Source organism: Pantoea agglomerans (assembly GCF_020149765.1).
GTDB classification, from domain to species: Bacteria; Pseudomonadota; Gammaproteobacteria; order Enterobacterales; family Enterobacteriaceae; genus Pantoea; species Pantoea alvi.
In genome coordinates this window covers 3,403,534-3,428,888 of the sequence record NZ_CP083809.1, presented here as the reverse complement: position 1 = coordinate 3,428,888, position 25,355 = coordinate 3,403,534, and the positions used below count along the sequence as shown (strand labels likewise).

The 25,355-nt window shown below is 57.9% G+C and carries 20 protein-coding genes; 15 read left to right on the top strand and 5 right to left on the bottom strand.

Going from position 1 to position 25,355, the window contains the following annotated elements; translation table 11 throughout:
• Position 1: 1 nt before the first annotated feature.
• The gene (thrC, locus tag LB453_RS19075; RefSeq protein ID WP_103793893.1) at positions 2-1,288 is read left to right on the top strand and encodes a threonine synthase; all 1,287 of its coding nucleotides are present in this window, start codon (positions 2-4) and stop codon (positions 1,286-1,288) included.
• Between the two features lie 80 nt (positions 1,289-1,368).
• Here the strand turns inward: thrC and yaaA are convergent, their stop codons facing one another.
• Positions 1,369-2,145, bottom strand: a complete 777-nt coding sequence (yaaA, locus tag LB453_RS19070) for a peroxide stress protein YaaA (RefSeq protein WP_103793894.1) — start codon at positions 2,143-2,145, stop codon at positions 1,369-1,371.
• Between the two features lie 208 nt (positions 2,146-2,353).
• Between yaaA and tal the strand changes: the two genes are divergently transcribed.
• The 3 genes from tal (at position 2,354) to LB453_RS19055 (ending at position 5,421) form a co-directional block, all read left to right on the top strand.
• Positions 2,354-3,307, top strand: a complete 954-nt coding sequence (tal, locus tag LB453_RS19065; protein ID WP_103793895.1) for a transaldolase — start codon at positions 2,354-2,356, stop codon at positions 3,305-3,307.
• A gap of 114 nt (positions 3,308-3,421) precedes the next feature.
• Positions 3,422-4,009, top strand: a complete 588-nt coding sequence (gene mog / locus LB453_RS19060; RefSeq protein ID WP_103794038.1) for a molybdopterin adenylyltransferase — start codon at positions 3,422-3,424, stop codon at positions 4,007-4,009.
• A 110-nt stretch (positions 4,010-4,119) separates the two neighbouring features.
• Positions 4,120-5,421 (top strand): MFS transporter, encoded by a 1,302-nt coding sequence (locus LB453_RS19055; protein WP_103793896.1) that lies wholly within the window; start codon positions 4,120-4,122, stop codon positions 5,419-5,421.
• A gap of 19 nt (positions 5,422-5,440) precedes the next feature.
• On the opposite strand, the gene LB453_RS19050 is transcribed toward LB453_RS19055, so the two are convergent.
• From LB453_RS19050 to LB453_RS19040, 3 genes are read right to left on the bottom strand one after another with little or no spacing between them, the layout of a single operon-like run.
• On the bottom strand, positions 5,441-6,739 hold the full coding sequence (locus tag LB453_RS19050) for a cytosine permease (protein WP_103793897.1): 1,299 nt from the start codon (positions 6,737-6,739) through the stop codon (positions 5,441-5,443).
• A gap of 20 nt (positions 6,740-6,759) precedes the next feature.
• On the bottom strand, positions 6,760-7,449 hold the full coding sequence (locus LB453_RS19045) for a helix-turn-helix transcriptional regulator (RefSeq protein ID WP_103793898.1): 690 nt from the start codon (positions 7,447-7,449) through the stop codon (positions 6,760-6,762).
• Positions 7,450-7,473: 24 nt separating this feature from the next.
• Complete coding sequence (locus tag LB453_RS19040) at positions 7,474-7,884, bottom strand: GNAT family N-acetyltransferase (RefSeq protein ID WP_103793899.1); 411 nt, start codon at positions 7,882-7,884, stop codon at positions 7,474-7,476.
• A 547-nt stretch (positions 7,885-8,431) separates the two neighbouring features.
• Between LB453_RS19040 and dnaK the strand changes: the two genes are divergently transcribed.
• From dnaK to nhaA, 3 genes are all read left to right on the top strand, one after another.
• Positions 8,432-10,345, top strand: a complete 1,914-nt coding sequence (gene dnaK / locus LB453_RS19035) for a molecular chaperone DnaK (RefSeq protein WP_103793900.1) — start codon at positions 8,432-8,434, stop codon at positions 10,343-10,345.
• A 100-nt stretch (positions 10,346-10,445) separates the two neighbouring features.
• Positions 10,446-11,588 carry a molecular chaperone DnaJ gene (gene dnaJ / locus LB453_RS19030; RefSeq protein WP_103793901.1) on the top strand — a complete coding sequence of 381 codons (1,143 nt, stop codon included), beginning with the start codon at positions 10,446-10,448 and terminating at the stop codon, positions 11,586-11,588.
• A gap of 152 nt (positions 11,589-11,740) precedes the next feature.
• Positions 11,741-12,904 carry a Na+/H+ antiporter NhaA gene (nhaA, locus tag LB453_RS19025; protein WP_103793902.1) on the top strand — a complete coding sequence of 388 codons (1,164 nt, stop codon included), beginning with the start codon at positions 11,741-11,743 and terminating at the stop codon, positions 12,902-12,904.
• Positions 12,905-13,017: 113 nt separating this feature from the next.
• On the opposite strand, the gene rpsT is transcribed toward nhaA, so the two are convergent.
• Positions 13,018-13,281, bottom strand: a complete 264-nt coding sequence (gene rpsT, locus LB453_RS19020) for a 30S ribosomal protein S20 (RefSeq protein WP_033749434.1) — start codon at positions 13,279-13,281, stop codon at positions 13,018-13,020.
• A gap of 317 nt (positions 13,282-13,598) precedes the next feature.
• On the opposite strand from rpsT, the gene ribF reads away from it, so the two are divergent.
• The 8 genes from ribF to carB all read left to right on the top strand — a co-directional run bounded on the left by ribF (position 13,599) and on the right by carB (position 25,169).
• Entirely contained in the window at positions 13,599-14,522 is a 924-nt protein-coding gene (ribF, locus tag LB453_RS19015) for a bifunctional riboflavin kinase/FAD synthetase (protein WP_103793903.1), read from the top strand.
• Positions 14,523-14,550: 28 nt separating this feature from the next.
• The gene (gene ileS, locus LB453_RS19010; protein WP_103794039.1) at positions 14,551-17,370 is read left to right on the top strand and encodes an isoleucine--tRNA ligase; all 2,820 of its coding nucleotides are present in this window, start codon (positions 14,551-14,553) and stop codon (positions 17,368-17,370) included.
• A complete protein-coding gene (lspA, locus tag LB453_RS19005) occupies positions 17,370-17,873 on the top strand; it encodes a signal peptidase II (RefSeq protein ID WP_103793904.1) in 504 nt (167 codons plus the stop codon). Before ileS ends, lspA begins: the two co-directional genes overlap by 1 nt.
• A gap of 3 nt (positions 17,874-17,876) precedes the next feature.
• The gene (gene fkpB / locus LB453_RS19000; RefSeq protein ID WP_103793905.1) at positions 17,877-18,347 is read left to right on the top strand and encodes an FKBP-type peptidyl-prolyl cis-trans isomerase; all 471 of its coding nucleotides are present in this window, start codon (positions 17,877-17,879) and stop codon (positions 18,345-18,347) included.
• A complete protein-coding gene (ispH, locus tag LB453_RS18995) occupies positions 18,328-19,281 on the top strand; it encodes a 4-hydroxy-3-methylbut-2-enyl diphosphate reductase (RefSeq protein ID WP_103793906.1) in 954 nt (317 codons plus the stop codon). The genes fkpB and ispH overlap by 20 nt, the downstream gene beginning before the upstream one ends.
• A gap of 213 nt (positions 19,282-19,494) precedes the next feature.
• Positions 19,495-20,310 carry a 4-hydroxy-tetrahydrodipicolinate reductase gene (gene dapB, locus LB453_RS18990; protein WP_103793907.1) on the top strand — a complete coding sequence of 272 codons (816 nt, stop codon included), beginning with the start codon at positions 19,495-19,497 and terminating at the stop codon, positions 20,308-20,310.
• Positions 20,311-20,781: 471 nt separating this feature from the next.
• Complete coding sequence (gene carA / locus LB453_RS18985; RefSeq protein ID WP_224481551.1) at positions 20,782-21,930, top strand: glutamine-hydrolyzing carbamoyl-phosphate synthase small subunit; 1,149 nt, start codon at positions 20,782-20,784, stop codon at positions 21,928-21,930.
• Between the two features lie 14 nt (positions 21,931-21,944).
• A complete protein-coding gene (gene carB / locus LB453_RS18980; RefSeq protein WP_103793908.1) occupies positions 21,945-25,169 on the top strand; it encodes a carbamoyl-phosphate synthase large subunit in 3,225 nt (1,074 codons plus the stop codon).
• Positions 25,170-25,355: the final 186 nt, after the last annotated feature.

Genomic DNA, 25,355 nt, shown 5'->3' with positions numbered 1-25,355 from the left:
CATGAAACTCTATAACCTTAAGGATCATAACGAGCAGGTGAGCTTTTCGCAGGCGGTGAAACAGGGCCTGGGCTCGCAGCAAGGGCTGTTCTTCCCGCTTGAACTGCCGGAATTTGAGCTGACCGACATCGACGCGATGCTGGAGATGGATTTCGTCAGCCGCAGCAGCAAAATTCTTTCCGCCTATATCGGCGACGAAATCGCGCCGCATCAGCTGGCCGAACGCGTTAAAACCGCCTTTGCGTTTCCCGCGCCGGTTGCAAAAGTCAGCGACGATATCGCCTGCCTGGAGCTGTTCCACGGCCCGACGCTGGCGTTTAAAGATTTCGGCGGCCGCTTTATGGCGCAGATGCTCTCCTGTGTTTCGGGCGCGGACGAGCAGATCACTATTCTCACCGCCACCTCCGGCGACACCGGCGCGGCCGTGGCGCACGCCTTTTACGGTATGGAAAACGTCCGCGTAGTGATTCTCTACCCGCAGGGCAAAATCAGCCCGCTGCAGGAGAAGCTGTTCTGCACGCTGGGCGGCAATATCGAAACCATCGCCATCGACGGCGACTTCGACGCCTGTCAGGCGCTGGTGAAGCAGGCGTTTGATGATGAGGAGCTGAAAAAGGCGATCGGCCTGAACTCCGCCAACTCCATCAATATCAGCCGCCTGCTGGCGCAGATCTGCTACTACTTCGAAGCGGTGGCGCAGCTGCCGCAGGAAAAACGTAACCAGCTGGTGGTTTCCGTGCCGAGCGGCAACTTCGGCGATCTCACCGCCGGCCTGCTGGCGAAATCGCTCGGCCTGCCGATCAAGCGCTTTATCGCCGCTACCAACGCCAATGACACCGTGCCGCGCTTCCTGCAGGGCGGCAGCTGGACGCCGAACGCCACGGTTGCCACGCTGTCGAACGCCATGGATGTCAGCCAGCCGAATAACTGGCCGCGCGTGGAGGAGCTGTTCCGCCGCAAAACCTGGCGCCTGACCGATCTCGCCTACGGCGCGGTGAGTGATGAAACGACCGAAGCGACGATGCGCGAGCTGGCGGAAATCGGCTATATCTCCGAGCCGCACGCGGCTATCGCCTATCGTCTGCTGCGCGATCAGCTGCAGGAAGGTGAGTTTGGGCTGTTCCTTGGCACGGCGCACCCGGCGAAATTCAAAGAGAGCGTCGAGGCGATTCTGGGGCAGTCGCTGCCGCTGCCGCAGGCGCTGGCGGATCGTGCCGGGCTGCCGCTGCTGTCGCATCAGATGAGCGCTGATTTTGCGCCGCTGCGCGCGTTTCTGCTGAAGGCGTAATCGTCATCACCAGCGGCGCGCCTGTGGTCAGGCGCGCCGTTGTTGTCCCCCTGAAGGCATCAAGCGGCGTCCGCCTGCGCTTATTTCTGCTCGTAACGCTTAAACACCAGCTCGTTCTCGCTGCTGCTCGCTTTATCAAAGAAGTAGCCGTCCACGTCAAACTGCTTCAGCGCCTCGGGATCGGTGAGGCGATGCTGAATAACGTAGCGGCTCATCAGTCCGCGCGCTTTTTTAGCGTAAAAGCTGATCACCTTAAACGCGCCGTTCTTTTCGTCGAGGAACACCGGCTTCACCAGACGGCCCTGCAGCTGCTTCGGCTTAATCGCCCGGAAATATTCGTCCGATGCCAGATTTATCAGCACGTCGTCGCCCTGTTCCTGCAGCGCGGCGTTAAGATGCTGCGTCAGCAGATCGCCCCAGAAGCTGTAGAGATCTTTGCCGGCCGGGCTGGCCAGCTTAATGCCCATCTCCAGCCGATAGGGCTGCATCAGGTCGAGCGGACGCAGCACGCCGTATAGGCCGGAGAGCATGCGCAGATGCTGCTGGGCGAAGTCAAAATCCGCTTCGCTGAAGCTCTCCGCCTGCAGGCCGGTATAGACATCGCCTTTAAAGGCCAGAATCGCCTGGCGCGCATTGTCCGGCGTAAAGTCGGGCTGCCAGCTGTTGAAGCGTTCGGCATTAAGGTGTGCCAGCTTGTCGCTGATGCCCATAAGCGAAGCGATCTGCGCCGGTGAGAGATCGCGCGCCACCTCAATCAGCTGTTGTGATTTTTCTAACAGCGCAGGCTGGGTATAACGCTGGGTCGCCAGCGGGCTGCTAAAATCGAGCGTTTTGGCGGGTGAGATCACCATTAACATAGTCGCTTCCTCGGTTATCCTTTGTCGCTACAGGGAAAATGTCACTTGTCAGGCTGCCGAGTGTAACAAAAAAGCCGCAGCGACAGGCAAATCGCAGCCATTCGTTAGCGCTATCGTAAACGGCATCTGGCGACCTTGCGCCTCGGTTGCCGCATGATATTATCGCAACAGCCTTTTTCACCCTGACATTACATAAGAGACAACAGACATGACGGACAAACTGACCTCCTTGCGTCAACTTACCACCGTTGTCGCCGACACCGGCGATATCGCAGCCATGAAGCTCTATCAGCCGCAGGACGCCACCACCAACCCCTCTCTGATTCTTAACGCCGCGCAGATCCCTGAATACCGCAAGCTGATTGACGAAGCGATTAGCTGGGCGCGCGAGCAGAACGGCAGCAAAGATGAGCTGATCTCGCTGGTGTCGGACAAACTGGCCGTCAACATTGGTCTGGAAATTCTTAAGCTGATCCCCGGTCGCATCTCGACCGAAGTTGATGCGCGTCTCTCCTACGACACCGAAGGCAGCATCGCTAAAGCGCGCAGCCTGATCAAGCTCTACAACGACGCGGGCATCAGCAACGACCGTATCCTGATCAAGCTGGCCTCCACCTGGCAGGGTATCCGCGCAGCGGAGCAGCTGGAAAAAGAGGGCATCAACTGTAACCTGACGCTGCTCTTCTCCTTCGCCCAGGCGCGCGCCTGCGCGGAAGCGGGCGTGTTCCTGATTTCGCCGTTCGTGGGCCGTATCCTCGACTGGTACAAGAGCAACACCGACAAGAAAGAGTATGCGCCGCATGAAGATCCGGGCGTGGTGTCGGTTTCCGAAATCTACAATTACTACAAGCAGCACGGTTATGAAACCGTGGTGATGGGCGCAAGCTTCCGTAACGTCGGCGAGATCCTGGAGCTGGCGGGCTGCGATCGCCTGACCATCTCTCCGGCGCTGCTGAAAGAGCTGGCAGAGAGCGAAGGCACGGTTGAGCGTAAGCTGAGCTACAGCGGCGACGTCAAAGCGCGTCCGGCGAAGATGACCGAATCTGAGTTCCTGTGGCAGCACAACCAGGATCCGATGGCGGTGGCGAAACTGGCGGAAGGCATCCGCAACTTCGCCGTTGACCAGGGCAAGCTTGAGAAAATGATCGCTGACCTGCTGTAATCTGTTGCCGTGGCGGCCTGGCCGCCGCGGTTTTCTCTTTGCCTCACTTCTATTATCCTTCCTGCTATTCCTCTCTTGTCTTACCGCTTTGCGGTCAACCCGGGTAACAACATCATGGATACTTTACGCATTGGCCTGATCTCCGTTTCCGATCGCGCGGCGAACGGCATTTATCAGGATCAGGGCATTCCGGCGCTGGAGGCCTGGCTAACCAGCGCGCTGGCGACCCCTTTTACCACCGAAACCCGCCTGGTGCCGGATGAGCAGCCGCTGATTGAACAGGCGATCTGCGAGCTGGTGGATGAGCGCTTCTGCCATCTGGTGCTGACCACTGGCGGCACAGGGCCGGCGCGCCGCGACGTGACGCCTGACGCCACGCTGGCAGTGGCCGACCGCGAGATGCCCGGCTTCGGCGAACAGATGCGCCAGATCAGCCTGCAGTTCGTGCCTACCGCCATTCTGTCGCGCCAGGTCGGCGTGATCCGCAAACAGTCGCTGGTGCTGAACCTGCCGGGACAGCCGAAGTCGATTAAAGAGACGCTGGAAGGGGTGAAAGAGGCCGACGGCAAGGTAAAAGTGCCGGGTATTTTCGCCGCTGTACCTTACTGTTTACAGCTGCTGGAAGGGCCTTATGTAGAAACGCACCCTCAGGTGGTAGCAGCTTTTCGCCCCAAAAGCGCGATAAAGCAGATAAATAACTAAAATTTCGTCATTTCAGGGATAGCCTCTGGCGATGCTGGTGTAGTGAAAGATGAACGGTATAGTAAGCAGAGATTTACAAAACTACCTTTATCTCTGGAACCTCTACGCTTATGGATTCACATGCTGCCCATCGCCTGAAAGGTCAGGATTACAAAACGCTGTCGCTGGCCGCCCTCGGCGGCGCGCTGGAGTTCTACGACTTTATTATTTTTGTCTTTTTCGCCGCGGTTATCGGCGAGCTTTTCTTCCCACCGGACATTCCTGACTGGCTGCGTCAGCTGCAAACTTTTGCCATTTTCGCCGCCGGTTATCTGGCGCGTCCGCTGGGCGGCCTGATTATGGCGCACTTTGGCGACAAGGTGGGGCGCAAGAAAATGTTCAGCCTGAGCATTCTGCTGATGGCGCTGCCGACGCTGGCGATGGGCGTGCTGCCCACCTATGAAACGGCAGGCATTATCGCGCCGCTGCTGATGCTGCTGCTGCGCCTGCTGCAGGGCGCAGCAATTGGCGGCGAAGTGCCGGGCGCCTGGGTGTTTGTGGCGGAACACGTGCCGGAAAAGCGCATCGGTTTTGCCTGCGGCACCCTGACCGCCGGACTCACGGCGGGGATCCTGCTGGGGTCGCTGGTCGCGACCGCCATCAACAGCAGCATGTCGCCGCAGATGGTCGCCAGCATCGGCTGGCGCATTCCCTTCTTTCTTGGCGGGCTGTTTGGGCTGCTGGCGATGTATCTGCGCCGCTGGCTGCATGAGACGCCGGTCTTTCAGCAGATGCAGCAGCGCAAAATGCTGGCCGATACGCTGCCGCTAAAAACAGTGCTGACCCAACACAAAGGCGGCGTGCTGCTCTCAATGCTGCTTACCTGGCTGCTCTCCGCCTGTATTGTGGTGGTGATTTTAATGGCGCCGGCGCTGATGCAAAAGCAGCACGCGATTAGCGCCGCGCTGAGTTTGCAGGCTAACTGTCTGGCAACGGTGATGCTGCTGGCAGGCTGCGTTATTGCCGGCTGGCTGGTGGACTGGGTCGGCGCGGCGAAAACTCTGATGGGCGGTTCGCTGCTGCTGGCGGTTTGCAGCTGGCACTTCTTCGCCAGCCAGACGCCGGATGGTGAGGGGCTCTTCTTTAACTACGGTCTGGCGGGGCTGAGCGTCGGCGTGGTAGGGGTGGTGCCTTCATTAATGGTGCGCGCCTTTCCGGCGGCGGTGCGCTTTACCGGCATCTCTTTCTCCTACAATGTCGCCTACGCTATCTTCGGCGGGCTGACGCCGATTTTTGTCACGCTAATCCTGCGCCTGACGCCGCTGGCGCCCGCCTGGTACGTGCTGGCGCTGGCGCTGGCCGGATTGCTTATCGGGCTGTGGCTTTACAGTATTGAACGGCAGGGCGCGCTGGCGAGCGATACGCGCCTGTAGCCAGGCGCGTCAGGGAAGGTTACTCGACGGCCGCTTCTTTCGGCGTAGCTGCGGCGCGCTTCATCAGCGGTGCGGTAAGCAGATAAACGAGGCAGGCGACAATAATCGAGTTGAAAACCGGCACGCCGCGCTCAACCAGCAGTCCGGTGGCGCTGCCCGCCACGCTGGCGATCAGCGCAGGCCAGCCGATAAGCCTGGAGGTCGTCGGCAGCGCGTTGCTGCCGCGGCTCTGCGCCAGCGTCTGGCGGTCGGTCTTCAGCAGATAGTAATCCACAATCATCACGCCCAGCACCGGCGGGAAGATCACGCCCAGCAGCTCAAGAAAATCCACGAAGCGATCGAGAATGCCCAGCACCGAGCAGAGCGTGCCGAGAAAACCCAGCAGCAGCGTAATCACGCTATAGCGCGGTTTAAAGCCGGTCAGCCCTTCCGTGGCGTTGGCGATGCCCAGCGCCGAAGAGTAGAGGTTGAGATCGTTGATGCGCAGGGTGGAGAAGACCACCGCGAACAGCCCCAGGGTACTGGTGGTCTGGGTAATAATGGCGATGATGTCAGAGGTATGTAGCTCTTTCGCAATCAGGATCGCCAGCCCGTTCACGCCGTACTCGCCCGCCAGAATAGTCAGCAGGGTGATGGCGAAAACGTCTTTGCCGCTGCGTGAGAAACGCGTCAGGTCCGGCGTCATCAGGCTGGCAAGAATGGCGCCGCCAATCACCATGGTAATGGCCGCGCTGACGGTAATCGCCTCTGTGGGCGCAGCCGGCGGAATGGTGCTGCCCGCCTGGCCGTGGAATGCGTGCCAGAAGATCCAGCCAACCAGCGCGATAAACAGCGGAACCGCCACGCGCGCGGTAAAGCGCAGCGCCTTAAAGCCAAAGGCGACCAGCAGCGTCAGCACCGCGCCCGACAGGGAGGCGGACTGCGCGAAGCTCAGCTTGCCGTCCAGGGCGTAGCTCAGCGACCGGGCGAAGACCGCATTCTGGATGCCAAACCAGCCAAGCAGGCTGACGGCGACCAGCAGGCCGATCAGGACCGAGCCGTGGCGGCCGAAGCCGCACCAGCGCGCCAGCAGGCTGCCCGACAGCCCTTCGCGCATCCCGGCGTAGCCGAGGGCGAAAGTCAAAAAGCCAAACAGCAGGCTCGCCAGGGTAATGGCGGTAAAGGCTGCGCCGAGGGTCATACTGTTGCCCAGTACGGCACCGAGCATAAACTGATCCAGCGCGGTCAGCATGCCCATATGCACGATAGCGACGCTAAGCAGCGAGAGCCTTTCGCCCGCAGGCACACGGCTTAACGGGTAGTCATCAAATTTACTCACAACAGGTTTTCCTTGCCGGTTTAAATAAAAGAGACGCCTTTGCTGAGCAGCTTCTCTGGCAGGTAGTTCTCCAGCGACTCAGCGCGGCAGTACTGCTCGAACTGTTGCAGCGAATGCACGTCAGCCTTTTGATAAAGGGTGGCGATGCGGTTGCCGATGGTTTTCACGCTGAGGTTATAAATCCGGGCGATCTCTTTGGCGCTGAATCGCCTGAGCAGCAGAAAAATCACATCCAGTTCAGCAGGGGTAAAAAGAGGGTGTTCAAGCCGGGTGGTCAGCACCGAGCTCTTTTGCGGATGAATAAAGGTCAGCGCGCTAATATTCTCTACCGGACGCGCATTCCAGATGCAGCCGAGGAAGAGATTACGGTTATCAAATACCGGATATTTTTCGCTGATAAAAGGGGTGAGATAGTTTTTTCCATACCAGTAATGCGTTTCTATCACGGCGACGCGCGTTTTTAGCGCCTGTGCTTTTTCATCGTGTTCGCAAAACTCGTCGGCGCAATCGCTCCAGGGCGTTGGAAACTCATTATCTTTTTTACCCTCGAGCAAATAGTTTTTCGGCGTGGCGGTATATAACCGTGCCGCGCTATTCATATAAAGATGTTGTGACGCCGCATCCTTAAAACCCCATGGCGTAGGTAACAGGTCCATGGTAGTCGCAAAGGCGGAAATAAAATCGTCGATACTGCGATATGGGCTGCCCATAGCGCCTCGCTGATGAGATGCGGATTATAATCTTTTTGCCAGATAATAACGGGCAAAGCGCTCTGCATAGCCTTCCTGTTCGCCGTAGACGCGATAGCCGAGCTTCTCGTAGAAGCCGCGCGCCTGAAAGCTTAAGGTGTCCACCACCGCCATATGGCAGCCGCGGCGGCGCGCCTCTTCTTCCGCCTTTTGCATCAGCTCGCGTCCGGTGCCGTGCTTGCGATGCGACTCATCTATCCATAAATAGTGAATATCCAGCGTGCCAAACCAGGTGTGCGCCAGCAGCCCGCCCTGAATATGTTGCTCATCATCATACAATATAACATTTAGCGGCTTCATATTGACGTCAGCGAAGCGGCTATTATGCTGCCAGAGCTGCTGAATAATATATTCTTCAGCCTGACGATCCTGAATATGGCCGATCTTTATTTCCATATAATAATGTCCATACCATAACAATATGAAAAGAGCAGGTGGGTGTAAAATGCCTGGAATTCCCATTATTACCATGACGTCCGGCTGGACGCAAGAGATAAGATTACCCCTGTGAAATTAGTCGCTTAATATTATGATGGTGCCAGCTATTTGATGACTATGGCATCGCAGCTCTTCGCCGACATCAGGGAAAAATTAAAACTAATTTAGTCTGGAAATAATAACGATAATATATTTTCTTCTGCTCCTTCGCTGGGCTGACCGCTTCACACCGCACTGAATCAACAGGCAGTTCAAAGGCCGCGCAAAGCGCGGCCTTTTTCTTTGCGCTGGCGGAGAGGCGAAGCGTAACGGGTCCAGAAAAGCTGGCCCTGAAAAAAAATTTTCTTTTAACCCTTGATGCGCTTCGAAGCGGCCCCATTTAGTTGTCATCGAGCGTTGTGAGCCCGGGAAAAAAAGCGAGTAATGGCGGTTGAAAGCCAACAAAGCGCCCGCATTAAGGGTTCACAACCCAAATTGACAAAGAATTTAAGTGGGAGACGTTTAGATGGGTAAGATTATTGGTATTGACCTGGGTACAACCAACTCTTGTGTTGCGATCATGGACGGCGGTAAAGCGCGCGTGCTGGAGAATGCCGAAGGCGATCGCACCACGCCTTCAATTATTGCTTATACGCAGGATGGCGAAACTCTGGTGGGCCAACCGGCTAAACGTCAGGCGGTGACCAACCCGCAGAATACGCTGTTCGCTATCAAGCGTCTGATCGGCCGTCGTTTCCAGGATGAAGAAGTGCAGCGTGATATCAAAATCATGCCGTACAAAATCACCTCTTCCGACAACGGCGACGCCTGGCTTGAAGTGAAAGGCCAGAAAATGGCGCCGCCGCAGATCTCTGCGGAAGTGCTGAAAAAAATGAAGAAGACCGCTGAAGACTATCTCGGCGAGCCGGTGACCGAAGCGGTTATTACCGTTCCGGCCTACTTTAACGATGCGCAGCGTCAGGCGACCAAAGACGCCGGCCGTATCGCAGGTCTGGAAGTAAAACGCATTATCAACGAACCGACCGCAGCCGCGCTGGCTTACGGCCTGGATAAAGGTCAGGGCAACCGCACTATCGCGGTTTACGACCTGGGCGGCGGTACCTTCGATATCTCTATTATCGAAATCGACGAAGTTGACGGCGAAAAAACCTTTGAAGTTCTGGCAACCAACGGTGACACCCACCTGGGTGGTGAGGACTTCGACAGCCGCCTGATTAACTATCTGGTTGCGGAATTTAAGAAAGATCAGGGCATCGATCTGCACAACGATCCGCTGGCGATGCAGCGTCTGAAAGAAGCAGCAGAGAAAGCGAAAATCGAGCTCTCTTCTGCACAGCAGACCGACGTCAACCTGCCGTACATCACGGCGGATGCGACCGGTCCGAAACACCTGAACATCAAAGTGACCCGCGCGAAACTCGAGTCACTGGTAGAAGATCTGGTTAGCCGCTCTATCGAGCCGCTGAAAGTTGCGCTGCAGGATGCGGGACTCTCTGTCTCTGACATCAACGACGTGATCCTGGTCGGTGGTCAGACCCGTATGCCGATGGTGCAGTCCAAAGTGGCTGAGTTCTTCGGCAAAGAGCCGCGTAAAGACGTTAACCCGGACGAAGCGGTGGCCGTAGGTGCTGCGGTACAGGGCGGCGTGCTGGCGGGCGACGTCAAAGACGTTCTGCTGCTGGACGTAACCCCGCTGTCGCTGGGTATCGAAACCATGGGCGGCGTGATGACCTCGCTGATCAGCAAGAACACCACGATCCCGACCAAGCACAGCCAGGTCTTCTCAACGGCTGAAGACAACCAGTCTGCCGTGACCATTCACGTGCTGCAGGGCGAGCGTAAGCGTTCAAGCGATAACAAATCGCTGGGTCAGTTCAACCTGGACGGCATTCAGCCTGCACCGCGCGGCATGCCGCAGATCGAAGTTACCTTCGATATCGATGCGGACGGCATCCTGCACGTTTCAGCGAAAGACAAGAACAGCGGTAAAGAGCAGAAGATCACCATCAAAGCCTCTTCCGGCCTGAACGAGGACGAAATCGAAAAAATGGTTCGCGATGCAGAAGCGAATGCTGAATCGGATCGTAAGTTCGAAGAGCTGGTGCAGACGCGCAACCAGGGCGACCAGATTGCGCACAGCACCCGCAAACAGCTGGAAGAAGCGGGCGATAAACTCTCTGCCGACGACAAAGCGCCAATCGAGTCCGCGCTGAGCGAACTGGAAACCGCGCTGAAAGGCGAAGACAAAGAGGCGATCGACGCTAAGATGCAGGCGCTGATGCAGGTTTCCAGCAAGCTGATGGAAGCGGCTCAGCAGCAGGCACAGGCTGGCGGCGCTGATGCAGCCGACGCTTCTGCGAAGAAAGATGACGACGTGGTCGACGCTGAATTCGAAGAAGTGAAAGATAACAAAAAATAATTGCCCCTGACCGGGCGCGACGGTTGGCCTGACAGCCGTTGAAACCAGCACGGGCGTAGGAGATCTCTCCACGCCCGTGCGAGCATGTTAAGGGCTAAAAATGGCAAAGAGTGACTACTACGAGATTTTAGGCGTCTCCAAATCCGCCGACGAGCGTGAAATTAAAAAGGCGTATAAACGCCTGGCGATGAAGTATCACCCCGACCGCAATCCGGGTGACAAAGAAGCGGAAGCCAAATTCAAAGAGGTCAAGGAAGCCTACGAAATCCTGACCGACGCGCAGAAGCGCGCGGCCTACGATCAGTACGGTCATGCGGCGTTTGAACAGGGCGGCATGGGCGGCGGTGGATTCGGCGGCGGCTTTGGCGGCGGCGGCGCGGACTTCAGCGATATCTTTGGCGACGTCTTCGGCGATATCTTTGGCGGCGGTCGTCGTCAACGCGCAGCGCGCGGCGCCGATTTACGCTACAACATGGAGCTGACGCTGGAAGAAGCGGTGCGCGGCGTGACCAAAGAGATCCGCATCCCGACGCTGCAGGAGTGCGACGTCTGCCACGGCAGCGGCGCCAAAGCGGGCTCTCAGCCGCAAACCTGTCCGACCTGCCATGGCGCAGGCCAGGTGCAGATGCGTCAGGGCTTCTTTACCGTGCAGCAAGCCTGTCCGACCTGTCACGGTCGCGGCTCGGTGATTAAAGATCCGTGCAACGCCTGTCATGGTCATGGACGCGTCGAGAAGTCGAAAACCCTGTCGGTGAAAATCCCCGCAGGCGTCGATACCGGCGACCGCATTCGTCTTAGCGGCGAAGGCGAAGCTGGCGAGCAGGGCGCGCCGGCTGGCGATCTCTACGTTCAGGTCTCGGTGAAGAAACACCCGATCTTCGAGCGCGAAGATAACAATCTCTACTGCGAAGTGCCGATCAACTTTGCTATGGCGGCGCTGGGCGGCGAGATCGAAGTGCCGACGCTGGATGGACGCGTGAAGCTGAAAGTCCCGGCGGAAACCCAGACCGGCAAGCTGTTCCGCATGCGCGGCAAAGGCGTGAAATCGGTGCGCGGCGGCGCGGTCGGCGATCTGCTGTGCCGCGTGGTGGTGGAGACCCCGGTCAATCTGAACGAGAAGCAGAAAAAGCTGCTGCGCGATCTGGAAGAGAGCTTCGGCGGTCCCACCGGCGAGAACAACAGCCCGCGTTCGAAAAGCTTTTTCGACGGCGTGAAGAAGTTCTTCGACGATCTGACTCGCTGAACTGCCTGCTCATAAAATCAAGCCAGCGCTCTGCCGCTGGCTTTTTTTTGCCCCTCCTCGGGCGATTAACCCCGCTCGCTGGCTCATCCCTTTTCACAACCTGTTATCATTGTTCGCCTGTACGCTTTTTTGTTTTCTGGGAAGGATAACGCGTGAATATCAGGCTAAAAAAATGGCTTAACAATGATGCCACCAGCGGCGTGGTGCTGATCCTGGCGGCTGCGCTGGCGATGTTTCTGGCGAATAACGGCGGGACGCAGCAGGCCTATCAAAACCTGCTGGCCGTGCCGGTCGAGTTCCGCTTCGGCTCGCTCGATATCAGCAAGAACCTGCTGCTGTGGATCAACGACGCGTTGATGGCGCTCTTCTTTCTGCTGGTGGGCTTAGAGGTCAAGCGCGAGATGGTGATGGGCGCGCTGGCAAAGCGCGAGCAGGCGATTTTCCCGCTGATAGCTGCGCTGGGCGGCATGCTGATGCCGGGGCTGCTGTTTCTGGCGTTTAACGGCGCGGATGCGGCTACGCGCAGCGGCTGGGCGATTCCTACCGCCACCGATATCGCCTTTGCGCTGGGCATCCTCGCGCTGCTGGGCAGCCGCGTACCGCCAGCGCTAAAAATCTTCCTGATGGCGCTGGCAATTATCGACGACCTGGGCGCGATCGTGATTATCGCGCTCTTCTATACCAGCGACCTGTCAATGACGGCGCTGGGCGTCGCCGCGCTGGCCATTGTGGTGCTGGCGGCGATGAACCTGCTGAACGTGCGCAACACCGGGCTCTATCTGCTGGTCGGCATGGTGCTGTGGACCGCCGTGCTGAAGTCGGGTGTACACGCGACGCTGGCGGGCGTGGTGGTGGGCTTCCTGATCCCGCTGAAAAAGCAGGAGGGACACTCACCGGCTATTCATCTGGAGCATGCGCTGCATCCCTGGGTGCGCTGGCTGATCCTGCCGCTGTTCGCCTTCGCCAACGCGGGCGTGTCGCTGGAGGGCATTCACGCAGGGGATATCTTTTCGCTGCTGCCGCTGGGGATAGTGGCGGGGCTGCTGATTGGCAAGCCTGTGGGCATTACGCTCTTCTGCTGGCTGGCGGTAAAGTTCAGGCTGGCGACGCTGCCGCAAAATACTCGCCTGGCGGATATCGCCGCGGTCGGGGTGCTGTGCGGTATTGGCTTTACCATGTCGATTTTTATCGCCTCGCTGGCCTATGGCGAGAGCAATCCGCAGCTGATTACCCTGGCGAAGCTGGGTATTCTGCTGGGGTCGATTTTGTCTGCGGTGGCGGGCTACGTGATTCTGGGGCGACGTCTGGCGCGCTGAACCTTTACTTCTGGCAGGCGTCTGCGTCAGGCGCTTGCCTGGGGCAGGCGCTTAACGGAGGCGAAAAAAACCGGCTAAGCGCCGGTTCTTTTTACAAAGCGATAAACAAAGGCTTACGCCATTTTGTTGATCTGAGCAGTCAGGTTTGCTTTATGACGTGCAGCTTTGTTTTTGTGGATCAGACCTTTAGCAGCCTGACGGTCCACGATCGGTTGCATTTCGTTAAATGCGTTCTGCGCAGCAGCTTTGTCGCCAGCTGCGATCGCCGCGTATACTTTCTTAACGAAAGTACGCATCATAGAACGACGGCTCGCGTTATGCTTGCGACGTTTTTCAGATGTTACGGCGCGTTTCTTAGCTGATTTGATATTAGCCAAGGTCCAACTCCCAAATGTGTTCTATATGGACAAATCAAAGGCCGAGGACTATGCCTTTTGAGCCTTCTTTTGTCAATGGATTTGTGCAAATAAGCGTCGTTTTACAAACCACGCCCGGTTACGTAATTGATGGCGCAAGATTCTACCAGCTTCCCCTCTTTGAATACAGCCTTTCGCAACAAAATTCTCTGATAAGCGGGCGGCGCGCGTCAGGCCCCGATAAATGGCGCGTTCTGCGCAGGAAAGGTGTGGCTACGGGTTAACCTTAGCCGGTTTCAAGGGTATAATCCGCCGATTTCCACCGGTTTGAGTCAGCCATGAAGTTTATCCGCGGTATTCATAATCTAAACGAGCAGCATCGCGGCTGCGTCCTGACCATTGGTAACTTCGACGGCGTCCATCGCGGCCATCAGGCGCTGATGGCGCGCCTGTGCGAAGAGGGACGAAAACGCCAGCTTCCGGTGATGGTCATGCTGTTCGAGCCGCAGCCGCTTGAGCTGTTTGCCGGAGATAAAGCGCCAGCGCGTCTGACGCGCCTGCGGGAGAAGCTGAAGTATCTGGCGGAGGCGGGCGTGGATCAGGTGCTGTGCGTGCGATTTGACCGCCGCTTTGCCGCGCTGTCGGCGCAGTGCTTTATCACCGATCTGCTGGTGGATAAGCTGGGCGTCAGATACCTGGCGGTGGGGGATGATTTCCGCTTTGGCGCTGGTCGTCAGGGCGATTTCCTGTTATTACAGAAGGCGGGTGCCGAGTACGGCTTTGACGTCGTCAGCACCGAAACCTTCTGCGACGGCGGCAAGCGAATCAGCAGCACTGCCGTGCGTCAGGCGCTGGCCGATGACGACTTAGCGCTGGCGCAAACGCTGCTGGGCCATCCTTTCAGTATCTCTGGCCGCGTCGTGCACGGCGATGCACTGGGACGCACCATCGGTTTTCCCACCGCGAACCTTCCTTTACGCCGCATCGTCTCGCCGGTGAAAGGCGTTTATGCGGTGGAGGTGCTCGGCCTGGGCGCGCCCGTTCCCGGCGTCGCCAATATCGGCACGCGGCCGACGGTAAAAGGATTGCGCCAGCAGCTTGAAGTTCACCTGCTTGACATCAATATCAATCTGTATGGAAAGCACATTGATGTGGTGCTGAAGCATAAGATACGTAACGAGCAGCGCTTTGCCTCACTGGAGGCGTTGAAAGAACAAATTGCGAAAGATGTGGTAACCGCCCGGCGCTTCTTTGGGCTTTAACCCCGCAAAATACGGAAACGAGAATCTGATGAGTGACTATAAATCTACCCTGAATTTGCCCGAAACGGGGTTCCCGATGCGCGGCGATCTTGCCAAACGCGAGCCGGGAATGCTGCAACGCTGGTATGATGACAACCTGTACGGCATCATCCGCGAAGCCAAAAAAGGGAAAAAAACCTTTATCCTGCATGACGGCCCTCCCTATGCCAACGGCAGCATCCATATTGGTCACTCAGTTAACAAGATTCTGAAAGACATTATCGTTAAGTCGAAAGGCATGGCGGGCTTTGACTCGCCTTACGTGCCGGGCTGGGACTGTCACGGTCTGCCGATCGAGCATAAGGTCGAGCAGATGATCGGCAAGCCGGGCGAGAAGGTGACACCGGCGGAATTCCGCGAAGCGTGCCGCAAATATGCCGCGGAGCAGGTTGAAGGCCAGAAGACGGACTTTATCCGTCTCGGCGTGCTGGGCGACTGGGAACGTCCCTACCTGACGATGAACTTCCAGACCGAAGCTAACATCATCCGCGCGCTGGGCAAGATCATCGATAACGGCCATCTGCACAAGGGCGCGAAGCCGGTGCACTGGTGTCTGGACTGCCGTTCCGCGCTGGCGGAAGCGGAAGTCGAATACTATGACAAAACCTCGCCCTCTATCGACGTGATGTTTAACGCGGTAGAGAGCGACGCGGTGCGCACGAAGTTCGGCGACGCGCCGGTCAACGGCCCGATTTCGCTGGTGATCTGGACGACGACGCCCTGGACCATGCCGGCAAACCGCGCTATTTCACTGCATCCGGAATTCGACTATCAGCTGGTGCAGATTGACGGTCGCGCCCTGATCCTCGCGAAAGAGCTGGTGGAGAGCGTGCTGAAGCGCGCTGGCGTCGAGCAGTGGACCGTACTGGGCGAATGCAAAGGCGCGGCGCTGGAGCGTCTGACCTTCCAGCATCCTTTCCTGGTCAATATTCAGTCGCCGGTGGTGCTGGGCGAACACGTTACCCTCGAGGCCGGTACCGGTGCCGTGCATACCGCGCCGGGCCACGGTCCGGATGACTATGTCATCGGCCAGAAGTATGGCATCGAAGTGGCTAACCCGGTCGGCCCGGACGGCACCTATCTGCCGGGTACCTATCCGACCCTCGACGGCCTGAACGTCTTTAAAGCCAACGACGTTATCGTTGAGCTGCTGAAAGAGAAGGGCGCCCTGCTGCATGTGGAAAAACTGCTGCACAGCTATCCGCACTGCTGGCGTCATAAAACGCCGATCATCTTCCGCGCTACGCCGCAGTGGTTTATCAGCATGGATCAGAAAGGGCTGCGCGCGCAGTCGCTGAAAGAGATCAAAGGCGTGCAGTGGATCCCGGACTGGGGTCAGGCGCGCATCGAGTCGATGGTTGCCAACCGTCCAGACTGGTGTATCTCTCGTCAGCGCACCTGGGGCGTGCCGATGGCGCTGTTCGTGCATAAAGAGACCGAGCAGCTGCATCCCGACACGCTGGCGCTGATGGAAAAAGTGGCGCAGCGCGTGGAGCAGGACGGCATTCAGGCGTGGTGGGATCTCGATCCGCGCGATCTGATGGGCGACGACGCTGACAACTACGTCAAAGTACCCGATACGCTGGACGTCTGGTTCGACTCCGGCTCTACCAGCTATGCGGTCGTTGATGCCCGTCCGGAGTTCGGCGGCCACGCTGCTGATATGTATCTGGAAGGCTCCGATCAGCATCGCGGCTGGTTTATGTCCTCGCTGATGATCTCTACCGCGATGAAGGGCAAAGCGCCTTATCGCCAGGTGCTGACCCACGGCTTTACCGTGGATGGTCAGGGCCGCAAGATGTCCAAGTCGATCGGCAACACCGTTTCGCCGCAGGACGTTATGAACAAGCTGGGCGCGGATATTCTGCGTCTGTGGGTCGCCTCGACCGACTATTCGGGCGAAATGGCGGTCTCCGACGAGATCCTGAAACGCTCTGCCGACGCCTATCGTCGTATCCGCAACACCGCGCGCTTCCTGCTGGCTAACCTTAACGGCTTCAACCCTGAAACCGATATGGTGGCGCCGGAAGAGATGGTGGTGGTGGATCGCTGGGCGGTCGGCCGCGCGCAGGCGGCGCAGGCGGATATCATCAAATCGTATGAAAACTACGATTTCCACGAAGTGATTCAGCGTCTGATGCAGTTCTGCTCGGTGGAAATGGGCTCCTTCTATCTGGATATCATCAAGGATCGCCAGTACACCGCGAAGGGCGACAGCCTGGCGCGCCGCAGCTGTCAGAGCGCGCTGTGGCATATCGCCGAGGCGCTGGTGCGCTGGATGGCGCCGATCATGTCCTTTACCGCTGATGAAATCTGGGGCTATCTGCCGGGCAAACGCGCGCAGTATGTCTTTACCGAAGAGTGGTATGACGGCCTGTTCGGCCTGTCGGCGGATGAGGCACTGAACGATGCCTACTGGGCGGAGCTGCTGAAGGTGCGTGGCGAAGTCAACAAAGCTATCGAGCAGGCGCGCAGCGACAAGCGTATCGGCGGCGCGCTGGAAGCCACGGTAACGCTCTACGCCGATGCGGAGCTGGCGGCGAAGCTGCAGGCGCTGGGCGATGAGCTGCGCTTTGTGCTGCTTACCTCGGGCGCAACGGTGGCGGACTACGCGCTGGCAAGCGAAGAGGCGCAGCAGAGCGAGCTGGTAAAAGGTCTGAAAATCGCGCTGCATAAAGCGGAAGGCGAGAAATGTCCGCGCTGCTGGCACTACACTACCGACGTCGGCCAGAACCCGGAGCATCTTGCCGTGTGCGGACGCTGTTATACCAACCTGGCCGGCAACGGCGAAGAGCGTAAATTTGCCTGATGCGTAAACCTATTCTCTCAACCGGCTTACGCTGGGTATGGCTGGTGCTGGCGGTGATCCTGGTCGATTTCGCCAGCAAACAGTGGGTGATGAACAACATGATGCTGCATGAAACGCAGCCGCTGATGCCGTTCCTCAACCTGTTCTACGCGCACAACTATGGCGCGGCGTTCAGCTTCCTGGCGGATAAAGGCGGCTGGCAGCGCTGGTTCTTCGCCGGCATCGCCATCGCTATCGTGGTGGCTCTGCTGGTGATGATGTACCGCAGCCGCGCCAGCCAGAAAATCGTTAATATCGCCTACGCGCTGATTATCGGCGGCGCGGCGGGCAACCTGTTCGATCGTGCCTGGCACGGATTTGTCGTCGACTTTATCGACTTCTATATCGGTGACTGGCACTTCGCCACCTTTAATATCGCTGACTGCGGCATCTGTATCGGTGCCGCGTTAGTGGTGCTGGAGGGCTTTCTCAGCCCCGCTGGCAAACAGGCAAAACAAGGGTAAGACATGACAGTCTCTGTAGAGCGCGACAGCGCGGTGCTGCTGCATTTCACGCTGAAGCTCGAGGATGGCTCCGTCGCAGAGTCGACGGCAGCGTCCGGCAAACCGGCGCTGTTCCGCCTGGGCGACGGCAGCCTTTCCGCCGCGCTGGAGCAGGAGCTGCTGGGGCTGAAGGCAGGCGACAAGCACGCCTTTACGCTGGAGCCGGAAGCGGCGTTCGGTGCCGTCAGCCCGGACCTGATCCAGTACTTCTCGCGCCGCGACTTTGTTAATGCGGGCGAGCCGGAAATCGGTGCCATTATGCTCTTTACCGGCATGGGCGGCAGCGAGATGCCCGGCGTGATCCGCGATATCTCCGGGGATTCTATTACCGTGGACTTTAACCATCCGCTGGCCGGTCATCAGGTTCACTTCGATATCGACGTGCTGGAAATCGATCCGGCGCTGGAGGCAAACGATGCAAATCCTGCTGGCTAACCCGCGCGGCTTCTGCGCCGGCGTCGATCGCGCCATCAGCATTGTTGAGCGTGCGCTGGAAATGTACGGCGCGCCTATCTATGTGCGGCATGAGGTGGTGCATAACCGCTACGTGGTAAACAGCCTGCGCGAACGCGGCGCGATCTTTATCGAAGAGATTGCGGAAGTGCCGGATAACGCCATTCTGATTTTCTCGGCGCACGGCGTATCGCAGGCGGTGCGCGCCGAGGCGAAGGCGCGCAGCCTGACCATGCTGTTCGACGCCACCTGTCCGCTGGTGACCAAAGTCCATATGGAAGTGGCCCGCGCCAGCCGTAAAGGGGTGGAGGCGATCCTGATTGGCCATGCGGGTCATCCAGAAGTGGAAGGCACCATGGGGCAGTACAGCAACCCCAACGGCGGCATGTATCTGGTGGAGTCGCCGGAAGATGTGTTTAAGCTGCAGGTAAAGGATGAGAGCAATCTCTGCTTTATGACGCAGACCACGCTGTCGGTTGATGACACCTCAGACGTGATCGATGCGCTGCGCGCACGCTTCCCGGCGATTATCGGCCCGCGCAAAGATGATATCTGCTACGCCACCACCAACCGGCAGGAAGCGGTGCGCGTACTGGCGCGCGATGCGGAAGTGGTGCTGGTGGTTGGCTCGAAGAACTCCTCAAACTCCAATCGCCTGGCAGAGCTGGCGCAGCGCGCCGGCAAGCTGGCGAAGCTGATCGACTCTGCGGACGACATCCAGGAAGAGTGGGTGAAAGGCATCAAGTGCATCGGCGTAACCGCTGGCGCATCGGCGCCCGATATTCTGGTGCAGCAGGTGATCCAGCGCCTGCGCGAGCTGGGCGGCGAAGCGGCCATTGAGCTGATTGGACGCGAAGAGAACATCGTGTTTGAAGTGCCGAAAGAGCTGCGCGTCGAGGTGCGCAACGTGCAGTAACTCTGCGCTATCTGCTTGCTAAAAGGCCGACGAGAGTCGGCCTTTTTTATGGGCTAAGGAATGCGTTCCAGTCAGCGGAATTGCTTTTACTGATAATCGGTAAGCGCTACCCTGAAATTCTAATTATCCCCGATTAGTAGTGGCGCGTCTGTTAACTGACCGTTAACCTGATTGCGCTTTGCATGCATAGTTTTGTATCAGGAATGAATAAATATGAGTAATTACCGCATTGCCATCGTGGGCGCGTCAGGCCGTATGGGGCGCAATCTGATTCAGGCGACGCAGCAGGCGGAGGGCGTCGAGCTGGGCGCCGCGCTGGTGCGTCCAGGCTCCTCGCTAATCGGCAGCGACGCCGGTGAGCTGGCCGGGCTGGGAAAAAACGGCGTTATCATCACCGACGATCTGCGCAGCGTGATGGATGATTTCGACGTGCTGGTGGATTTCACCCGCCCTGAAGGCACGCTGCACTATCTGGCGCTGTGCCACGAGTACAACAAGGCGATGGTAATCGGCACGACCGGCTTCGACGACGCGGGCAAAGCGGCGATCCAGGCAGCCGCTGCCGACATCGGCATCGTATTCGCCGCCAACTTCAGCGTTGGGGTCAATCTGGTGCTGAAGCTGCTGGAGAAAGCAGCGAAGGTGATGGGCGACTATGCCGATATCGAAATCGTTGAGGCGCATCATCGTCACAAAGTCGATGCGCCTTCCGGCACGGCGCTGGCGATGGGCGAAGCGATTGCTGACGCCATGAACTGGGATTTGAAGGATCGCGCCGTCTACGCGCGCGAAGGCTATACCGGTGAGCGCAAGCCGCAGACCATCGGTTTTGCCACGCTGCGCGCCGGCGACATCGTCGGCGAGCATACCGCGATGTTTGCCGATATCGGCGAGCGCGTAGAGATAACCCACAAGGCTTCCAGCCGCATGACCTTCGCTAATGGCGCGGTTAAGGCGGCACTGTGGCTAAAAGAGGCGAAATCCGGGCTTTATGATATGCGAGACGTGCTGGATTTATCGATGCCGTAAATGTTGTGAACCATCGTGATGTGGTTATTTCAATCAGTAAAGCATTGATTGAGCAGGGCGATAGCGTTATCGCCCTATGTTTTTTTTGCTAAAATAAGCCTTTCATTGTCATACCTGTTTAAATGGCAGAAAATAGCATCTTTTCTTTATCGCTGCGGTTAAAAAAAGAACTTTTTTGACCATTTGGTCAAAAAAAAAGGCATCCGCACCTCGCTTTTATTTTATTTACCTCAGGCAACCGTTTATTCCCGCCGCTAAGATCGCTTTTTTGCGACTTATTCCTGGTTTTATCCCTCAGTGACGCGAAAACCAATAAAAAATCACGCTTCAGGGTAGACAAGCCGTAGGGCGATCATTAGAATGCGCGCAATTTGCCAAAAATCGACCACTCAGGCGGTTTTTGCCTTGATTCAGGGCCAAATTTTGAATTAATATGCAAATATTGTGACTGTTTATTCCCTGGAGGATGTTTTGATTAAGTCAGCGCTCTTGGTTCTGGAAGACGGAACCCAATTCCACGGTCGGGCCATAGGGGCAACGGGATCGGCAGTGGGGGAGGTCGTTTTCAATACGTCAATGACCGGTTATCAAGAAATACTCACTGATCCCTCCTATTCCCGCCAGATCGTCACCCTCACTTATCCCCATATCGGCAATGTCGGCGTTAACGCCGCTGATGCAGAATCCACCCAAATTCACGCTCAGGGCCTGGTTATCCGCGACCTGCCGCTGATTGTCAGCAACTTCCGCAGCGAAGAGAGCCTGTCAGCCTACCTGCAGCGCAATAACGTCGTGGGCATCGCCGATATCGATACCCGCAAGCTGACGCGTCTGCTGCGTGAAAAAGGTGCGCAAAACGGCTGCATCATCGCCGGCGACAACCCGGATGCGGCGCTGGCGCTGCAGAAAGCCCAGGCGTTCCCGGGGCTGAAAGGAATGGATCTGGCGAGAGAAGTCACAACGGCGGAGACCTATAGCTGGCAGCAGGGTTCCTGGACGCTGAACGAGGGCCTGCCGCAGGCGAAGAGCGCGGAAGCGCTGCCGTATCACGTTGTGGCCTACGATTATGGCGTGAAATTCAATATCTTCCGCATGCTGGTGGATCGCGGCTGCCGCCTGACGGTGGTGCCGGCACAGACGCCTGCGGAAGAGGTGCTGAAGCTCAATCCAGACGGGATTTTCCTCTCTAACGGACCGGGCGACCCGGAGCCGTGCGATTACGCCATCAGCGCGATTAAAGCCTTTCTCGAAACCGAGATCCCGGTATTCGGCATCTGCCTCGGCCACCAGCTGCTGGCGCTGGCGAGCGGCGCGAAAACCGTGAAAATGAAGCTTGGCCACCACGGCGGCAACCACCCGGTGCAGGATCTCGACAACAACCGCGTAATGATCACCGCGCAAAACCACGGCTTTGCCGTTGATGACGCCAGCCTGCCGGCGAACCTGCGCGTAACGCACATTTCGCTGTTCGACAAAACGGTGCAGGGCATTCATCGCACCGATAAACCGGCGTTCAGCTTCCAGGGACATCCGGAAGCGAGCCCGGGCCCGCACGACGCCGCGCCGCTGTTCGATCACTTTATCGAGCTGATCGAAGCCTACCGTTCGAAAGCTAAGTAATCAGGAGCCAGAAAATGCCGAAACGTACAGATATAAAATCCATCCTGATCCTTGGCGCAGGCCCGATTGTTATCGGCCAGGCCTGTGAGTTTGACTACTCTGGCGCGCAGGCCTGTAAGGCGCTGCGCGAAGAGGGCTACCGCGTCATTCTGGTGAACTCCAACCCGGCGACCATTATGACCGACCCGGAGATGGCCGATGCGACCTATATCGAGCCGATTCACTGGGAAGTGGTGCGCAAAATTATCGAAAAAGAGCGCCCGGACGCGGTGCTGCCGACCATGGGCGGCCAGACGGCGCTGAACTGCGCGCTGGAGCTGGAGCGTCAGGGGGTGCTGGAAGAGTTCGGCGTCACCATGATTGGCGCCACGGCTGATGCCATTGATAAGGCAGAAGATCGTCGTCGTTTTGACGTGGCGATGAAAAGCATCGGGCTGGATACCGCACGTTCAGGCATCGCCCATACCATGGAAGAAGCGCTGGCGGTGGCTGAAGATGTCGGCTTTCCCTGCATCATTCGTCCCTCATTCACCATGGGCGGCACCGGCGGCGGCATCGCCTACAACCGCGAAGAGTTTGAAGAGATTTGCGAGCGCGGTCTGGACCTCTCGCCGACCAACGAGCTGCTGATCGATGAGTCGCTGATTGGCTGGAAAGAGTATGAGATGGAGGTGGTGCGCGACAAGAACGACAACTGCATCATCGTCTGCTCCATTGAAAACTTCGACGCGATGGGCATTCACACCGGCGACTCCATTACCGTGGCGCCGGCGCAGACCCTGACCGACAAAGAGTATCAAATCATGCGTAACGCCTCACTGGCGGTACTGCGTGAAATCGGCGTGGAAACCGGCGGCTCTAACGTGCAGTTCTCGGTTAACCCGAAGGATGGCCGCCTGATTGTTATCGAAATGAACCCGCGCGTCTCGCGCTCCTCGGCGCTCGCCTCTAAGGCGACCGGCTTCCCGATCGCCAAGGTGGCGGCCAAGCTGGCGGTCGGCTTCACGCTGGACGAGCTGATGAACGATATTACCGGTGGTTTGACGCCGGCGTCGTTTGAGCCCTCTATCGACTACGTTGTCACCAAGATCCCGCGCTTCAACTTCGAGAAATTCGCCGGCGCAAACGACCGTCTGACCACGCAGATGAAGTCCGTAGGCGAAGTGATGGCAATTGGCCGTACCTTCCAGGAGTCGATGCAGAAAGCGCTGCGCGGCCTGGAAGTTGGCGCAACCGGCTTCGATCCGAAGGTCCACCTGGATGATGCCGATGCGCTGACCCGCATTCGCCGCGAGCTGAAAGACGCGGGCGCCGAGCGTATCTGGTATATCGCCGATGCGTTCCGCGCCGGTATGTCGGTGGATGGCGTCTTTAACCTGACCAATATTGACCGCTGGTTCCTGGTGCAGATTGAGGAGCTGGTTCGTCTGGAAGAGCAGGTGGCGCGCGAAGGGGTGAACAGCCTGAGCCAGCCGTTCCTGCGTGCGCTGAAGCGTAAAGGCTTCGCCGATGCGCGTCTGGCGATGCTGGCGGGCGTCTCGGAAGGGGAGATCCGCAAGCTGCGTCAGCAGTACAACCTGCATCCGGTCTATAAGCGCGTCGATACCTGTGCCGCCGAGTTCGCCACCGATACCGCCTACATGTACTCCACCTATGAAGAGGAGTGCGAAGCGAACCCGAATCAGGATCGCGATAAGATTATGGTGCTGGGCGGCGGGCCAAACCGCATCGGGCAGGGCATTGAGTTCGACTACTGCTGCGTACACGCCGCGCTGGCGCTGCGCGAAGATGGTTTCGAAACCATTATGGTCAACTGCAACCCGGAAACCGTTTCTACCGACTACGATACCTCCGACCGTCTCTACTTCGAACCGGTTACGCTGGAAGACGTGCTGGAAATTGTGCGTATCGAGAAGCCGAAAGGCGTGATCGTGCAGTACGGCGGCCAGACGCCGCTGAAGCTGGCGCGCGCGCTGGAAGCTGCTGGCGTGCCGGTTATCGGCACCAGCCCGGACGCGATCGACCGCGCCGAAGATCGCGAGCGCTTCCAGCAGGCGGTCGATCGCCTCAACCTGAAGCAGCCGGCCAACGCCACGGTTACGACGCTAGAGCAGGCGGTCGAGAAAGCAGCCAGCCTCGGCTATCCGCTGGTGGTGCGTCCTTCTTACGTGCTGGGCGGCCGCGCGATGGAGATCGTCTACGACGAGATCGACCTCAAGCGCTACTTCCAGACCGCCGTCTCCGTCTCCAACGACGCGCCGGTGCTGCTGGACCGCTTCCTGGATGACGCGGTAGAGGTTGACGTAGACGCGATCTGCGACGGTGAACGCGTGCTGATTGGCGGCATCATGGAGCATATCGAGCAGGCTGGCGTACACTCAGGCGACTCCGCCTGTTCGCTGCCCGCCTATACGCTCAGCCAGGAGATCCAGAACGTGATGCGCCAGCAGGTTGAGCGCCTGGCGTTTGAGCTCAACGTGCGCGGCCTGATGAACGTGCAGTTCGCGGTGAAGGATAACGAGGTTTACCTGATTGAGGTCAACCCGCGCGCGGCGCGTACCGTGCCGTTTGTCTCTAAAGCCACCGGCGTGCCGCTGGCGAAAGTGGCGGCGCGCGTAATGGCAGGCAAAACTCTGGCCGAGCAGGGCGTCACAAAGGAAGTGATCCCGCCATACTACTCGGTAAAAGAGGTGGTGCTGCCGTTCAACAAATTCCAGGGCGTGGATCCGATTCTCGGCCCGGAAATGCGCTCCACCGGTGAAGTGATGGGCGTTGGCCGTACCTTCGCCGAAGCCTTCTCAAAAGCGATGCTGGGCGCTCAGAGCAATATGAAGAAGAGCGGCCGCGCGCTGCTGTCGGTACGCGAAGGCGATAAGAAACGCATCGTCGATCTGGCGGCCAAGCTGCTTAAGTTCGGCTTTGAGCTGGACGCCACCCACGGCACCGCCGTGGTGCTGGGCGAAGCGGGCATCAATCCGCGTCTGGTGAATAAGGTGCATGAAGGTCGTCCGCATATTCAGGACCGCCTGAAGAACGGCGAATATACCTATATCGTCAACACCACCGCTGGTCGTCAGGCGATTGAGGATTCGCGCGTTATTCGTCGCAGCGCGCTGCAGTATAAAGTGCACTACGACACCACGCTGAACGGTGGTTTCGCGACGGCCATGTCGCTGAATGCGGATCCAACGGAACAGGTGATTTCCGTACAGGAAATGCACGCGCTGATTAACGGTTAATTTCCGTGCGCAATAAAACGGCCCTCTGGGGCCGTTTTTTTTATTTTTTTATCGCCTGCTTTGATAATAAATAACTAAAAACGATTAAAGTTTTGCTCATTTGTCTTTAGGCTTAGCGCGCAATGCTATTGTTGTTATTTTTCGGAAAAATCGCACAAATTTATAAAGCGAAAGCCCGCTTGCTCA